This is a genomic window from Pantoea sp. DY-5 (assembly GCF_019795955.1).
Lineage (GTDB): Bacteria > Pseudomonadota > Gammaproteobacteria > Enterobacterales > Enterobacteriaceae > Pantoea > Pantoea leporis.
Map to the genome: position 1 here is coordinate 1178905 of NZ_JAIMIE010000001.1, position 14308 is coordinate 1193212.

At 55.5% G+C, this 14308-nt stretch carries 14 protein-coding genes; 9 read left to right on the forward strand and 5 right to left on the reverse strand.

Going from position 1 to position 14308, the window contains the following annotated elements; all coding sequences use genetic code 11:
* Positions 1–77: 77 nt before the first annotated feature.
* Complete coding sequence (gene clpA / locus K5Y30_RS05600; RefSeq protein WP_064740732.1) at positions 78–2357, reverse strand: ATP-dependent Clp protease ATP-binding subunit ClpA; 2280 nt, start codon at positions 2355–2357, stop codon at positions 78–80.
* Between the two features lie 55 nt (positions 2358–2412).
* Positions 2413–2733, reverse strand: coding sequence for an ATP-dependent Clp protease adapter ClpS (clpS, locus tag K5Y30_RS05605; protein WP_007887621.1), 321 nt, complete (start codon positions 2731–2733; stop codon positions 2413–2415).
* A gap of 323 nt (positions 2734–3056) precedes the next feature.
* Between clpS and cspD the strand changes: the two genes are divergently transcribed.
* Entirely contained in the window at positions 3057–3284 is a 228-nt protein-coding gene (gene cspD, locus K5Y30_RS05610; protein ID WP_007887624.1) for a cold shock-like protein CspD, read from the forward strand.
* A 92-nt stretch (positions 3285–3376) separates the two neighbouring features.
* Here the strand turns inward: cspD and K5Y30_RS05615 are convergent, their stop codons facing one another.
* Entirely contained in the window at positions 3377–5017 is a 1641-nt protein-coding gene (locus K5Y30_RS05615; RefSeq protein ID WP_222210933.1) for an ATP-dependent endonuclease, read from the reverse strand.
* A 137-nt stretch (positions 5018–5154) separates the two neighbouring features.
* Between K5Y30_RS05615 and K5Y30_RS05620 the strand changes: the two genes are divergently transcribed.
* From K5Y30_RS05620 to ltaE, 3 genes are all read left to right on the forward strand, one after another.
* Positions 5155–6051 (forward strand): lysine exporter LysO family protein, encoded by an 897-nt coding sequence (locus K5Y30_RS05620; RefSeq protein ID WP_222210666.1) that lies wholly within the window; start codon positions 5155–5157, stop codon positions 6049–6051.
* Positions 6052–6154: 103 nt separating this feature from the next.
* Positions 6155–7876: a ubiquinone-dependent pyruvate dehydrogenase gene (gene poxB / locus K5Y30_RS05625; RefSeq protein ID WP_222210667.1), complete on the forward strand. Its 1722-nt coding sequence runs from the start codon at positions 6155–6157 to the stop codon at positions 7874–7876.
* Between the two features lie 67 nt (positions 7877–7943).
* A complete protein-coding gene (gene ltaE, locus K5Y30_RS05630) occupies positions 7944–8945 on the forward strand; it encodes a low-specificity L-threonine aldolase (RefSeq protein WP_222210668.1) in 1002 nt (333 codons plus the stop codon).
* Positions 8946–9288: 343 nt separating this feature from the next.
* On the opposite strand, the gene K5Y30_RS05635 is transcribed toward ltaE, so the two are convergent.
* Together K5Y30_RS05635 and K5Y30_RS05640 are read right to left on the reverse strand one after the other, a co-directional pair.
* The gene (locus tag K5Y30_RS05635; RefSeq protein WP_222210669.1) at positions 9289–10113 is read right to left on the reverse strand and encodes an N-acetylmuramoyl-L-alanine amidase; all 825 of its coding nucleotides are present in this window, start codon (positions 10111–10113) and stop codon (positions 9289–9291) included.
* Entirely contained in the window at positions 10113–10433 is a 321-nt protein-coding gene (locus K5Y30_RS05640; protein ID WP_007887640.1) for a heavy metal-binding domain-containing protein, read from the reverse strand. Before K5Y30_RS05640 ends, K5Y30_RS05635 begins: the two co-directional genes overlap by 1 nt.
* Positions 10434–10541: 108 nt before the next feature.
* Between K5Y30_RS05640 and K5Y30_RS05645 the strand changes: the two genes are divergently transcribed.
* From K5Y30_RS05645 to artM, 5 genes are all read left to right on the forward strand, one after another.
* Positions 10542–11081 carry a lipoprotein gene (locus K5Y30_RS05645; protein WP_222210670.1) on the forward strand — a complete coding sequence of 180 codons (540 nt, stop codon included), beginning with the start codon at positions 10542–10544 and terminating at the stop codon, positions 11079–11081.
* A gap of 239 nt (positions 11082–11320) precedes the next feature.
* The gene (gene artP / locus K5Y30_RS05650; RefSeq protein ID WP_101760978.1) at positions 11321–12049 is read left to right on the forward strand and encodes an arginine ABC transporter ATP-binding protein ArtP; all 729 of its coding nucleotides are present in this window, start codon (positions 11321–11323) and stop codon (positions 12047–12049) included.
* Positions 12050–12064: 15 nt separating this feature from the next.
* Positions 12065–12796: an arginine ABC transporter substrate-binding protein gene (gene artJ / locus K5Y30_RS05655; RefSeq protein ID WP_008102446.1), complete on the forward strand. Its 732-nt coding sequence runs from the start codon at positions 12065–12067 to the stop codon at positions 12794–12796.
* 6 nt (positions 12797–12802) lie between these two features.
* Positions 12803–13516, forward strand: a complete 714-nt coding sequence (gene artQ / locus K5Y30_RS05660) for an arginine ABC transporter permease ArtQ (RefSeq protein WP_222181720.1) — start codon at positions 12803–12805, stop codon at positions 13514–13516.
* 2 nt (positions 13517–13518) lie between these two features.
* Positions 13519–14187, forward strand: a complete 669-nt coding sequence (artM, locus tag K5Y30_RS05665) for an arginine ABC transporter permease ArtM (protein ID WP_008102451.1) — start codon at positions 13519–13521, stop codon at positions 14185–14187.
* Positions 14188–14308 lie beyond the last annotated feature (121 nt).

Here is a 14308-nt window from a genome sequence, read left to right on the forward strand (position 1 = left end):
TCTCGCGCTGATGGCACAAACTCAGCGCAAAAAAAAGGCCGGATTCGCATCCGGCCTTTTTCATATCTGCAAAACGCTTAGTGTACTGTACCTTCGGTTTTACGTTTTTCCGCACTCAGGAAGTGGTAAGTCAGCTGGTTTTTATCTTTATCCAGCGCTACTGATACCGATCCACCATCAACCAGCGAACCAAACAGCAGTTCATTCGCCAACGGTTTCTTCAGATTTTCCTGTACGGCACGTGCCATCGGACGCGCACCCATCGCTTTATCGTAGCCTTTATCAGCCAGCCAATCGCGCGCATCATCGCTAACTTCCAGCGATACGCCCTTCGCATCCAGCTGAGCCTGCAACTCGACGATAAACTTATCCACTACCTGATGAATCACTTCCTGAGACAGGTGACGGAACCAGATAATGTTATCGAGACGGTTACGGAACTCTGGGGTGAAGATCTTTTTGATCTCTTCCATTGCGTCTGTGCTGTTGTCCTGATGAATCAGGCCAATCGACTTACGTTCAGTCTCACGCACACCGGCGTTGGTGGTCATCACCAGCACCACATTGCGGAAATCTGCTTTACGGCCGTTGTTATCGGTCAGCATACCGTTGTCCATTACCTGCAGCAGCAGGTTGAAGACATCCGGGTGCGCTTTCTCGATCTCATCCAGCAGCACCACAGCGTGCGGATGTTTAATTACCGCATCAGTCAGCAAACCGCCCTGATCGAAGCCAACGTAGCCCGGAGGCGCACCAATCAAACGGCTAACGGTGTGACGCTCCATATATTCGGACATATCAAAACGCAGCAGCTCGATACCCAGCGCTTTTGCCAACTGGACGGTAACCTCTGTTTTACCGACACCGGTTGGGCCCGCAAACAGGAAGGAACCGACCGGTTTACGATCCTGGCCCAAACCTGCACGGCTCATTTTGATCGCTTCAGTCAGTGCTTCAATCGCATTATCCTGACCAAACACCAGCATCTTCAGACGATCGCCGAGATTTTTCAGCGTATCACGATCGGTTTGTGACACGCTCTGCTCAGGAATACGCGCAATACGTGCCACCACCGTTTCAATATCCGAAACGTTGACAGTTTTCTTACGCTTACTGACGGGCACCAGACGCGCACGCGCACCGGCTTCGTCAATCACGTCAATCGCTTTATCCGGCAGATGACGATCGTTGATGTACTTCACCGCCAGCTCCACCGCCGCACGCACCGCTTTGGCGGTATAACGCACGTCATGGTGCGCTTCGTACTTCGGTTTCAAGCCGTTAAGAATTTGCACGGTCTCTTCCACAGAAGGCTCGGTGATATCGATCTTCTGGAAACGACGCGCCAACGCACGATCTTTCTCAAAAATGTTGCTGAATTCCTGATAGGTCGTTGAACCCATCACGCGAATTTTGCCGCTGGAGAGCAACGGTTTGATCAGGTTCGCCGCATCCACCTGGCCACCCGATGCCGCACCGGCACCGATAATGGTATGAATTTCATCAATAAACAGGATGCTGTTACTGTCCTGCTCCAGCTGTTTCAGCAGCGCTTTGAAGCGTTTTTCAAAATCACCACGGTATTTGGTACCCGCCAGCAGCGAACCGATGTCGAGTGAATAGATGGTGCACTCTTTCATCACTTCCGGTACGTCGCCCTGCACAATTCGCCAGGCAAGCCCTTCGGCAATCGCGGTTTTACCCACGCCCGATTCCCCCACCAGCAGCGGGTTATTCTTACGACGACGGCATAACACCTGAACAGTACGTTCCAGCTCTTTATCGCGGCCGATCAGCGGATCGATTCCGCCGACACGAGCAAGCTGATTAAGATTGGTGGTGAAGTTTTCCATACGATCCTCCCCGCCTGCTTGCTCTTCGTTAACCGGATTCTCCGCATTGTTCTGCGGCTGGCCGGGTTCGTCTTTACGCGTACCATGGGAGATGAAGTTCACCACATCGAGACGGCTCACTTCGTGTTTGCGCAGCAGATAAGCCGCTTGCGACTCCTGCTCGCTGAAAATCGCGACCAGCACGTTCGCGCCTGCGACTTCACTGCGACCGGAAGACTGGACGTGGAATACCGCGCGCTGCAGCACACGCTGGAAGCTGAGCGTAGGTTGGGTATCGCGCTCCTCTTCACTGGCAGGCAGCACCGGCGTGGTTTGTTCGATGAAGGCTTCGAGTTCCTGACGCAGAGCCACGATATCCACCGAACAGGCTTCCAGTGCCTCTCTGGCCGACGGGTTACTGAGCAATGCCAGCAACAGATGCTCGACGGTCATAAACTCATGACGGTGCTCGCGCGCTCTGGCGAAAGCCATGTTTAAACTGAGTTCCAGTTCTTGATTGAGCATTTGGCACCTCCCCCAATTATCGCTCTGACAACCTATCTCCTATATGGAGATGGCTTCAGGCTTTTTCTAGCGTACACAGCAACGGATGTTCATTATCTCGTGCGTAATTGTTCACCTGGGCTACTTTGGTCTCCGCCACTTCTGCAGTGAATACACCACAGATTGCTTTTCCATGGTAGTGAACTTTCAACATCAGCTGCGTTGCACGTTCAATATCATAAGAAAAGAACTTTTGCAGAACGTCAATAACAAATTCCATAGGTGTATAATCGTCATTATTCAGAATGACTTTATACATTGAAGGCGGCTTTAACCCTTCGCGTACTTTATCTTCGGCTAGATGTTCAAAATTAAGCCAGTCGTTTGTGTTTGCCATAATGTTCCGTCGAAATTCTGCGTTACGGTTGTGCACATCTCTGCGCCCATTCCTAAAGTTTAACATGCCTGTCAAGCCGGTTTTCAGTTGATAAAAACTGGCCCTAAAAGCACATGCGCGACCTGTATCACAAAATTTGCAATAGCGTTAACTGCCTCAAATTTTGATGAATTTATCCCCGTCCGCCAGGGCCGTTTGCTTGACGGTAAGGTCCGTTTCTCTACATTCTACTAACACAAGCTGATTGAGTTTTAAACAAACTCGACTCACAGCTTCGATGACCTCACCTACTTATCAAAATGTCTTGCGAGGGAAGTAAAAGCATGGAGACGGGTACAGTAAAATGGTTCAATAACGCCAAAGGCTTCGGGTTTATCTGTCCGATTAGCGGCGGCGACGATATCTTCGCACACTACTCCACGATTCAGATGGAGGGATACAGAACGCTGAAAGCTGGCCAGCAGGTTCAGTTTGATGTCCATGAAGGACCAAAAGGCAATCATGCCAGCCTGATCGTGCCCTGTGAAGCCACGCAAGCTGCGGTCGCTTAACGCGCATGCTGTTTCACGTATTCTGACCACTCCCGAAAAAAAATGCCAGCCGCAGACGCTGGCATTTTTATTTGGCGCATCTCACCCTTTCCTCAATCCGCCCGGCCGCGAGCCAACCACATCACGCGCGCAAACAGCTGATCCAGTAACGGCGGAATCGCCTGTGGCCCGCGTTCAGCCGCAGCCATCGCGACGGCAATCGCCAGCTCAGGTTTCGAGCTGTGCTGAATGGCTTTACTAATAATACGCCGCGTATTCATCGGCGCGTTTAACGGCAGGTGCGCCGTCTGGTGATAAACATCGCTGAAACCCTGCTTATAGAGAAAATGTTCGATATCCGGTGCCGGAAACTGCGTGAGATGATCGCTTTCCCGTGCCGCCGACGGCAGCTGGCTGCGAGCAGTAGCCGCATATTTGCTGCCCGCCTGGTCGCCGTCGGTCAGCACATGCCAGGCGATGCCCATGCGTTGGGCAAACTTCAGCAGCGGTTTCAAACCCGATTGCGCAAACTCAATCACTTTCACCCCTTCCGCCGCGAAGTGATAGCCACGCTGGCGCGCCAGTTCATTGATAATCCACACTTCGGTCTCGCCTTCCACCAGCAGCCAGCAGCGGGCAAACAGCGCCGAAGGACGATTCACGCGGATGTGGAAACCGATACGGCGACTCTCTTCAGCACTTAAACCTTCGGGCCCAATACGCCATGCCGCCACGCGCGCGGGTTCACGCACCAGCCGACACATATTTTCCAGCGGCACTTGCGATAACAATTCGCCCGAGTTGCTGGTGGCGATTTTTTGCAGCGGCATCAGTTCCAGTAAATTCCACGCCACCGACAGCATAATCGGATGCAGCCGCGTCTCCGGATCTTCCACAAGCAGCAGCGGATGCGCCCCCGCCGGCAACGGTTCGTTGCCGTGCGCCTGAATCAACAGCGAGAACATGCGCAGCAGAATCACCTGACGACTGCGTGATTCGGTGCCAGCAATCAGGTGATTAAGTTTATCCAGCGATCGCCAGCCTTCGCTGCCATCGCGAACTTCCGGTGCCACGCGCGGCGCGCTGCTGCCTGACTGCTGCACCAGAAAATAGTGTTCCAGCAGCTGCTGCATAGTATGCAATCCCTGACGCAGCAGATCGTCACTCAGCGTTTGCGGGCGCACTACCAAATCGCGCGTCAGCTTTTCCACTTCCTGCGCCAATGCCGTCAGCGTCGTCTTGCGCCGCTCCGCATCGTTGTCAGCATGGCGGTTACGACGGCCAAAACGCGCATCGCGTAAACGCAATACCGGATAATAAGCGCGCAGGTATGCCAACGCTGCGTCAGTGCCTGCCGCTGGCAACACATCGTTATGCTGATCGATGAAACGCCAGCTGGTTTTTACACCCTGATCCTGACGTTTAGCACGCGTGCTGAAACGGATATAGCGGCCATGCTCATCGTGCTGCCAGAAGGGCTGAAACAACGCACTCTCATCATCGCTCTGGGCACGAAAACGAAATACCAGCTGCAACTGGCGCATGCGGGCATCAATGTCGCCGGGCGGGAAGTGAAAGTCGTGTTCGCTAAACTGATAAGGCTCGGCGGCGGGCGCCAGCAACAGCGTCAATGCATCGAGCAGGCTCGATTTACCCCAGGCATTTTCCCCAATCAACACATTGGTGTTGGTCAACGGCAATGACAGCCGATTAATGCCGCGAAAACCGTGAATATCGATATGTTCCAGAATCATCATACATTCCATCTGCTGCTTTGCCTGAGCATGGTCCGCCACGCTGCGTTGGTCAAGTCAGCGCCGGGGGAAAAGGTTTACACTTCAACCGTTTTTCGCTAGCGTGGCAGCCCGCAAATCATGGATAGAAACCTCACATGTACGGATTGATTATCATCCTTTTGCCGCTGGTTTTCGGCTATCTGCTGCCGCTGCGCCACACCACGCTTTTACAGGCGGTTGCCCGCACGCTGAGCGCGCTGGTCTACATCATTCTGTTCTTTATGGGCACCAGCCTGGCATTCCTCGATAACCTGAGCAGCAATTTGCTGGCCATTTTCCACATCGCGCTGGTGAGCATGCTGAGCATTCTTGCCTGCTCGCTGCTGGCGCTGTGGCTGCTGGAGCGACGCTGGCCGTGGCGTCATCAGCACAAGCCACAAGCGCTGCCGTCGCGTCTGCATATGGCGCTGGAGTCGCTCAGGCTGTGCGGTTCTGTGCTGGCGGGCTTTCTGCTCGGTTTGAGTCAATGGGCGCCGCTGCGTCACGCCTCGACCATCAGTGAATACGCCTTGATGCTGATGCTATTGCTGGTCGGTATTCAGCTGCGCAGCAGCGGCATGACGCTGCGTCAAATCACCATCAACCGTCGCGGCATGCTGGTGGCGCTGGTATCGCTGTGCAGTGCGCTGGTGGGCGGCGTAATGGCCGCGCTGCTGCTGGATCTGCCGATCAAAACCGGCCTGGCGTTAGCCAGCGGTTTCGGCTGGTATTCGCTCTCCGGCATTCTGATGAGCGAATCGTTCGGCCCGGTGATAGGCAGCGCCGCCTTCTTCAACGACCTGCTGCGTGAGCTGATCACCATTATGCTGATCCCGCTGCTGATCACCCGTCAACGCAGCATGACGCTGGGCTTGAGCGGCGCAACCTCGATGGATTTCACGCTGCCAATCCTGCAACGCACCGGCGGCATGGAGATCGTGCCCGCTGCGATTGTGCACGGTTTTATTATGAGTTTGCTGGCGCCAATCCTTATCGCCCTGTTCTCGGCATAACGCATTTTTTCACGCCTGCACGCCAGCTTCATCGTCTACGCTTTCTGACTGACACGTTTTCGCCATCGGCATGGATGGCTCAACACCAGAAAGGAGCATAACGATGAAGCAAACTGTGGCGGCAATGCTGGCAAAAACTTTGGAAAACGCCGGCGTGAAACGTATTTGGGGCGTCACCGGTGACTCTCTCAACGGGCTGAGCGACAGCCTGAATCGCATGGGCACCATCGAATGGATGCCGACGCGCCATGAAGAAGTGGCAGCCTTCGCGGCCGGCGCTGAAGCACAAATCAGCGGCGAATTGGCGGTATGCGCCGGTTCCTGTGGACCGGGCAACCTGCATCTCATCAACGGCTTGTTTGATTGCCACCGCAATCACGTTCCGGTTTTGGCCATCGCCGCCCACATTCCTTCCAGCGAAATTGGCAGCGGCTATTTTCAGGAAACCCACCCACAAGAATTATTTCGCGAATGCAGCCACTATTGCGAGCTGGTTTCCAATCCGGAGCAGCTGCCGCAGGTGCTAGGCATTGCGATGCGTAAAGCGATTCTCAATCGTGGCGTATCAGTGATTGTGATCCCCGGCGACGTGGCATTGCAGCCGGCCCCGGAAAGCGCACGCAGCGAATGGTATCCGCCGCAGTTGCCGCACGTCGTGCCAACCGCCCGCGAAGTGGCCGCATTAGCTGAAACGCTGAATGCAGCGAAAAATATCACCCTGCTGTGCGGCAGCGGTTGCGCTGGCGCGCATGACGAAGTGGTGAAGCTGGCAGAAACGCTGAAAGCGCCGATTGTGCACGCGATGCGCGGTAAAGAGCACATCGAATATGATAACCCTTACGATGTCGGCATGACCGGATTGATTGGCTTCTCCTCTGGTTTCCACGCCATGATGAATGCCGATACCTTAGTGCTGCTGGGGACGCAATTCCCCTATCGCGCCTTCTATCCGGCCGATGCCAAAATCATTCAGATCGACATCAATCCGGGCAGCCTTGGCTCACACAGCCATGTGGATATGGCGCTGGTGGGTGACATCAAAACCACCTTGCATGCGCTGCAGCCGCAGCTCACCAGCAAAACCGATCGTCAGCATTTGGATAAAGCGCTGGAGCATTATGTCGATGCGCGCAAAGGGCTGGACGAACTGGCCACCGCCAACGATAAGCTGGCGATTCACCCGCAATATCTGGCCCAGCAAATCAGTGAATACGCCGATAACGACGCCATCTTTACCTGCGACGTCGGCACGCCAACCGTGTGGGCAGCGCGCTATCTGAAGATGAACGGCAAACGTCGTTTGATCGGCTCGTTCAATCACGGTTCGATGGCCAACGCCATGCCGCAGGCGTTGGGCGCGCAGTCGCTGGACAAGCAGCGTCAGGTGGTGGCGCTGTGTGGCGACGGCGGTTTTAGCATGTTGATGGGCGATTTCATTTCGGTGGCGCAGCTCAAGCTGCCGGTGAAACTGGTGATCTTCAATAACAGCGTGCTGGGCTTTGTGGCGATGGAGATGAAAGCCGGTGGCTATCTGACCGACGGCACCGACCTCGAAAACCCGGATTTCGCCGCCATCGCCGCCGCCTGTGGCATCAAAGGCATTCGCGTTGAGAAAGCCTCCGATCTTAACGGCGCGCTGCAGGAAGCCTTTGCGCATGATGGCCCGGTGTTGCTTGACGTGATTACTGCCAAAGAAGAGTTGTCGATGCCGCCGCAGATCAAAGCCGAGCAGGCCAAAGGTTTCAGCCTCTACATGATGCGCGCCATTCTGAATGGACGCGGTGATGAGATCGTAGAGCTGGCGAAAACCAATTGGCTGAGGTAAAACAATTCAGGCCAGACATGATGATAACGCGGGCGCTTCGCCCGCTTTTTTATTTCAGGAGAGCGACGTGATCGATCTACGCAGTGATACCGTAACCCGCCCGAGTGCTGCCATGCTCGATGCCATGATGGCAGCCGAAACCGGCGATGATGTCTACCGCGATGACCCCACCGTATACGCACTGGAAGTCGAAGCCGCACGCTTAAGCGGCAAAGCCGCCGCCCTGTTCTTCCCCACCGGCACGCAAGCTAATCTGGTTGCGCTGCTCTGTCACTGCCAGCGCGGCGATGAATATATCGTGGGTCAGCAGGCGCACAACTACAAATATGAAGCCGGCGGCGCAGCGGTGCTTGGCAGCATTCAGCCACAGCCAATTCTGCATGCGGAAGATGGTTCCCTGCCGCTGGCGGAGGTGGCCGCCGCCATCAAACCCGACGATTTCCACTTCGCCCGCACCCGTCTGTTGAGCCTGGAAAACACCCATCACGGTAAAGTGCTGCCGCTGAGCTATCTGGAGCAAGCGTGGATATTCACCCGCGAGCATAAGCTGGCGCTGCACATTGATGGCGCACGTATTTTTAACGCCGTGGTGGCACAGAATGTGGAGCTGGAAGCGATTGCGCGTTACTGCGACACCTTAACCATCTGCCTGTCAAAAGGCCTCGGTACGCCGATTGGTTCACTGCTGTGTGGCGATGAAGCCTACATTGAGCAAGCGCGTCGCTGGCGCAAAATGACCGGCGGCGGCATGCGTCAGTCGGGCATTCTGGCCGCGGCAGGACTGTATGCGTTGAAGCACAATGTCGCGCGTCTCAAAGACGACCACGATAATGCGGCATGGTTAGGCGAGCAGCTCAGCGCCATCGGTGTTGAAGTGCTTAATCAGCACACCAACATGCTATTTGTGAAGGTGCCAACAGAGAAAGTTGACGCGCTGAAAAGCTGGATGCAGTCGGGCGATGTGCTAATTAGCGTTGGGCCCGTAACGCGTATTGTCACGCATCTGGATGTCAGCCGTCAGGATCTGCAACGGCTGGTGGCGCACTGGCAGGCATTCCTGCAGCAGTAAATCCTGGTGCGCATTCATACTTTGTAGGGTCGCCATTTATGGTGACCACTGCTAGTCCGTCAAGCCAACGATGAGTGCGCTGGCCGAAGTCACTTTTGGTCCGGCAGTCCTCGCGCCGCTTGCGCGGTACCTTCACTGCGCTCGTCTGCCTTACGGACCGGCAAAGACGGGACTTCCCTGTCCCGGCTTCGCCTTTCGCCCGCGTCCTGCGGGCTCTCCTGGCTTCCTCGCTTCGTTCAGCGTTGCGGATAGCCTGCCCAAAAGCGCCCCCGGCCTGCGTCGAAACTTCAGTGCGTGTTGTTCAAAAGAGGTCAAGTACATGATGCTTTATTAATAACAAGCATCACTGCGCCGCACCGTATTTCGCTGATAACGCGCGGGCAATCGCCAGGGTTTCCGCATCGGCGATGCCGCGATAATCACGCGGGCGGAAATGCATTTGAAACGCCGCAATCAGCTTGCGCTGCATCTGCGGCGTGGTTGCCGCCGCCACGTCGTAGCCATAGCGCTGCAGCGCATCCAGCAGTTCTGCCTGATCCACGCCTTCATCCGCCGCGCGTCCGTTAAGATAGCGCTGCACCGTTGCCTGCTCGGGCCACGCGCCTAAACCGTGCTCTGCCAGCTGCTGCCAGGGAAACAGCGGACCGGGATCCTGCTTACGCTGCGGTGCGATATCGCTGTGTCCGACCACATTTTCCGGCGCGATGCCGTAGCGCTGAGTGATATCTTCGACCAGCGCCATCAGCGCGCTGATCTGCTGCGGCGTAAAGGGCTGCCACTGCAAACCCGTTAAGGTTCGACGATAGCCGCTGTTAACGATTTCAATACCAATCGAAGTGTCATTGATGCGCGTTGCGCCGCGCCAGAAACTCGGGCCCGCGTGCCACGCGAGCTGGCTTTCCGGCACCAATTGCCACACCACGCCCTTGCCGTTTTTCTGCGGCGGATGCTGCGGAATCAGGTAGTGCGCGCTAACTTCCCGATCGGTCAGTGTCGCCAGCGAACTGGAAAAATCCTCGGCGGTGTAGTGAATCACCACCACCTTAATGCGCGGTCGCGCGCCCTGCGCCGGATGTGCGGTATCCACCCAGTAACCGTGGCGCGCTTCAATTGATGACTGACAAGCGCTAAGTAACAGCGCCATCGCCAGCAGGACAACCACGCGCATTAGCGAATAATCACGGCGGTGCCGGTGACGCTCACCATCAACATGCTGCCCTCTTTGCCGACAGTTTCGTAGTCGATATCGATGCCCACCACCGCGTTGGCGCCGAGCGCTTTCGCCTGCTCTTCCAGCTCTTTAAAGGCGATCTGGCGCGCTTTGCGTAACTCTTTTTCGTAGGCGCCAGAGCGGCCACCGACGATATCGCGGATACCGGCGAAGAAATCGCGGAAAATATTGGCGCCGAGAATCGCTTCACCGGCGACCACGCCGCAATATTCACTGATGCTGTGTCCTTCCAGCGTGGGCGTTGTAGAAAATTTCATGGTGTTCTCCTTTTCTGAATCAGCGGGTTATAACTCGTAAGGCGTAAAAGCAAGGCTATACTCTATGCTAAAAATGGCGCTTTGCCAGTGAACAATAAGGAAATCGAGATGAGAAACAATGCCTTTGCGCTGCTTATTCCCGCGGCGTTGCTGCTAAGTGCTTGTACCACCGTTGAGCCAGTGATTAAGGATAATGGCCCGCGCACCGCTGCCTGTGTAGAGGGTGGTCCGGACAGCGTGGCGCAACAGTTCTATGATTTACGCGTCAGCCAGCCGACGAAAGGTTTGCCAGACAGCAACACGCTAGCGAAATACCGTCCTTACCTCAGCGATCATCTGTATCAGAAGCTGCTGAGAGCCAGCAGCCAGAACCCGAAACCGGCGGCGTGGACCAGCGGCGATCTCTTTTCCAGCCTGGCGCAAGGCCCAACTTCAGCGGACGTGGCCAGCGCATCCACCATTCCTAACCGCGACGCGCGCAATATTCCGCTGCGGGTTGAGCTGAGCCGCGACAGCAAAGCCTGGCAAGATGAAGTGCTGATGATCCACGAAGGCACCTGCTGGGTGGTTGATGATGTGCGTTATGTCGGCCAGGTGCCCCACGCTGGCGGCGGTTCGCTGACGCAGCTGCTGGAAGCGAAAAAGTAACCGTTCACTTTTACCGCCGTTAATACCATTGTTTAGCGCGCCGCATCCTTGCGGCGCTTTTTGTTGATATTTTGTGAACAAAATAGGGCTCGCCAGCCCTCATCCACCTTGAGTTGCGCGATTTTGTGCTACGCTTTGGAGGTTTCACTGCTCTTTAATAAATATTAACCCACCACAATTGCATAACTATTCTGGTGACGTTAAAATCCGCGACACTAATTACTATTCATTTTTTGCGCATGAGTATTCAACTAAACGCCATAAACTGTTTTTACGGTACCCATCAGGCCCTGTTCGATATCAACCTGGCTTGTCCGCAGGGTGAAACGCTGGTGTTGCTCGGCCCGAGTGGCGCGGGTAAAAGTTCGCTCCTGCGCGTCCTCAACTTGCTGGAGCAACCGCGCTCCGGCAGCCTGCAGATTGCCGGCAACCAGTTTGATTTCACCAAAGCCCCTTCCGACAGCGCGATTCGCGAGCTGCGGCAGAACGTGGGCATGGTATTCCAGCAATACAATCTGTGGCCGCACCTGAGCGTGCTGCAAAACCTGATTGAAGCGCCGTGCCGCGTGCTCGGCCTCAGCAAGGACGCCGCGCGTGCGCGTGCTGAAAAGCTGCTGGACCGTCTGCGCCTGACGCCTTACGCCGATCGCTTCCCGCTGCATCTTTCCGGCGGCCAGCAGCAGCGCGTAGCGATTGCCCGTGCGCTGATGATGGAGCCGCAGGTGCTGCTGTTTGATGAACCGACCGCCGCGCTCGATCCCGAAATCACCGCCCAGATCGTCAGCATTATTCGTGAGCTGGCACAGACCAACATCACACAAGTGATCGTGACGCATGAAGTGGAAGTGGCGCGTAAAACCGCCAGCCGCGTGGTGTATATGGAAAACGGTCACATTGTTGAGCAAGGCGATGCCAGCCACTTTACACAGCCGCAAACCGACGCGTTTGCTAATTATCTTTCGCATTAAGTCAGGATGCTTCTAATGAAAAAAGTTGTAATTGCTGCCCTCCTTGCTGGCCTGAGCCTGAGCGCTTCAGCGGCACAGACATTGCGTTTTGCTACCGAGGCTTCTTATCCTCCGTTTGAATTCGTCGACTCTGATAACAAAATTCAGGGCTTTGATGTCGATCTGGCTAACGCGCTGTGTAAAGAGATGGATGCGACCTGCACCTTCACTAATCAGGCGTTCGATAGCCTGATCCCCAGTCTGAAGTTCCGTCGTTTTGACGCGGTTATGGCAGGCATGGACATCACGCCAGATCGTGAGAAGCAAGTGCTGTTCTCCAAGCCGTACTACGACAACTCTGCCATCTTCATCGCGCAGAAAGGCAAAATGGCTGACGTGGCCGCGCTGAAAGGCAAACGTGTAGGCGTGCAGAACGGCACCACACACCAGAAATACCTCTCTGACAAACACAGCGACATCACCGTTGTGCCTTACGACAGCTACCAGAACGCGGTGCTGGATCTGAAAAATGGTCGTATCGATGCGGTATTCGGTGACACCGCGGTAGTGAACGAGTGGCTGAAGCAGAACGCCAACCTCGCACCGCTGGGTGAGAAAGTGACGGACAAAGATTACTTCGGTACCGGTTTGGGTATTGCTGTGCGTCAGGGCAACAGCGAGCTGCAGGGCAAGTTCAATGCGGCGCTGGAGAAGATCAAAGCTGACGGCACCTACAAAACCATCTACAGCAAATGGTTCCAGCAGTAATTTCTGATGAATGAAATGATTCCACTCGCAAGCGCCGCCGGTATGACCGTCGGCCTTGCCGTTTGTGCACTGATCGCCGGCCTTGTGCTGGCGATGATTTTTGCTGGCTGGGAATCGCTGCGCTGGAGACCGCTGGCGTGGCTCGGTACCGCGCTGGTCACGCTGATTCGCGGCCTGCCGGAAATTCTGGTGGTGCTGTTTATCTATTTCGGCGCCTCACAGCTGCTGCTGACGCTCTCCGATGGCTTCCACATCAATCTCGGCCTGTTATCTATTCTGGTGCAGGTGCAGATTGAAAACTTCGACGTCAGTCCCTTCCTGTGTGGTGTGATTGCGCTGGCGATGCTCTATTCCGCCTATGCGTCACAAACCCTGCGCGGCGCGCTGAAAGCGGTGCCGGTGGGTCAATGGGAATCGGGCCAGGCGCTGGGCATGAAGAAGTCGGCGATTTTCCTACGCCTGATCATGCCGCAGATGTGGCGTCACGCGCTGCCCGGTTTGGGTAACCAATGGCTGGTGCTGCTGAAGGATACTGCGCTGGTATCGTTGATCAGCGTGAATGACCTGATGCTGCAAACCAAAAGTATCGCTACGCGCACGCAAGAGCCGTTTACCTGGTATCTGGTGGCGGCGGCGATCTATCTGATTATCACGCTGTTCAGTCAGTTCGTGCTGCGCCGCATTGAATTGCGCACCACGCGTTTCGAGCGAGGGGCTTAAGCATGCTGGATTACTTACCCGAGCTGCTGAAAGGGCTTCACACCAGCCTGACGCTGACCGTGGCATCGCTGATTGCGGCATTGGTGCTCTCTGTACTTTGCACCATCGTGCTGGCGCTCAAAGTGCCGGTGCTCAATTGGCTAGTGAAAGGCTATATCACGCTGTTCACCGGCACGCCGCTGCTGGTGCAGATCTTCCTGATCTATTACGGTCCCGGCCAGTTCCCCAGCATCCAGAACATTCCTTGGTTGTGGCATCTGCTGTCGCAGCCGTGGCTGTGTGCGCTGCTGGCGCTGTCGCTCAACAGTGCGGCTTATACCACGCAGCTGTTTTACGGTGCGGTGCGCGCCATTCCGTCCGGTCAATGGCAATCCTGCGCGGCGCTCGGCATGAACCGCAAAGATACGCTGCGCATTCTGCTGCCGTACGCCTTCAAGCGCGCCCTGTCGTCCTACTCCAACGAAGTGGTGCTTGTCTTCAAAAGTACCTCGCTGGCTTACACCATTACGTTGATGGAAGTGATGGGGCACGGACAGCTGCTGTATGGCCGCACTTACGATATCTCGGTGTACGCCGCCGCTGGCCTGATCTATCTGGTGGTTAATGGCTTGCTGACGCTGATGATGCGTTTGGTTGAGAAGCGGGCGCTGGCATTTGAGCGCCGTAACTGATGTCACCCCAGCGGGCGCCCGAAAAGCGCCCGCTGTTCATTTAAATTAATAAGCAAAAATATTGCATATAAATTCATTAACTGGCATCGTGTAACCCGTTCCGTCTCTGGCATGGTTTACA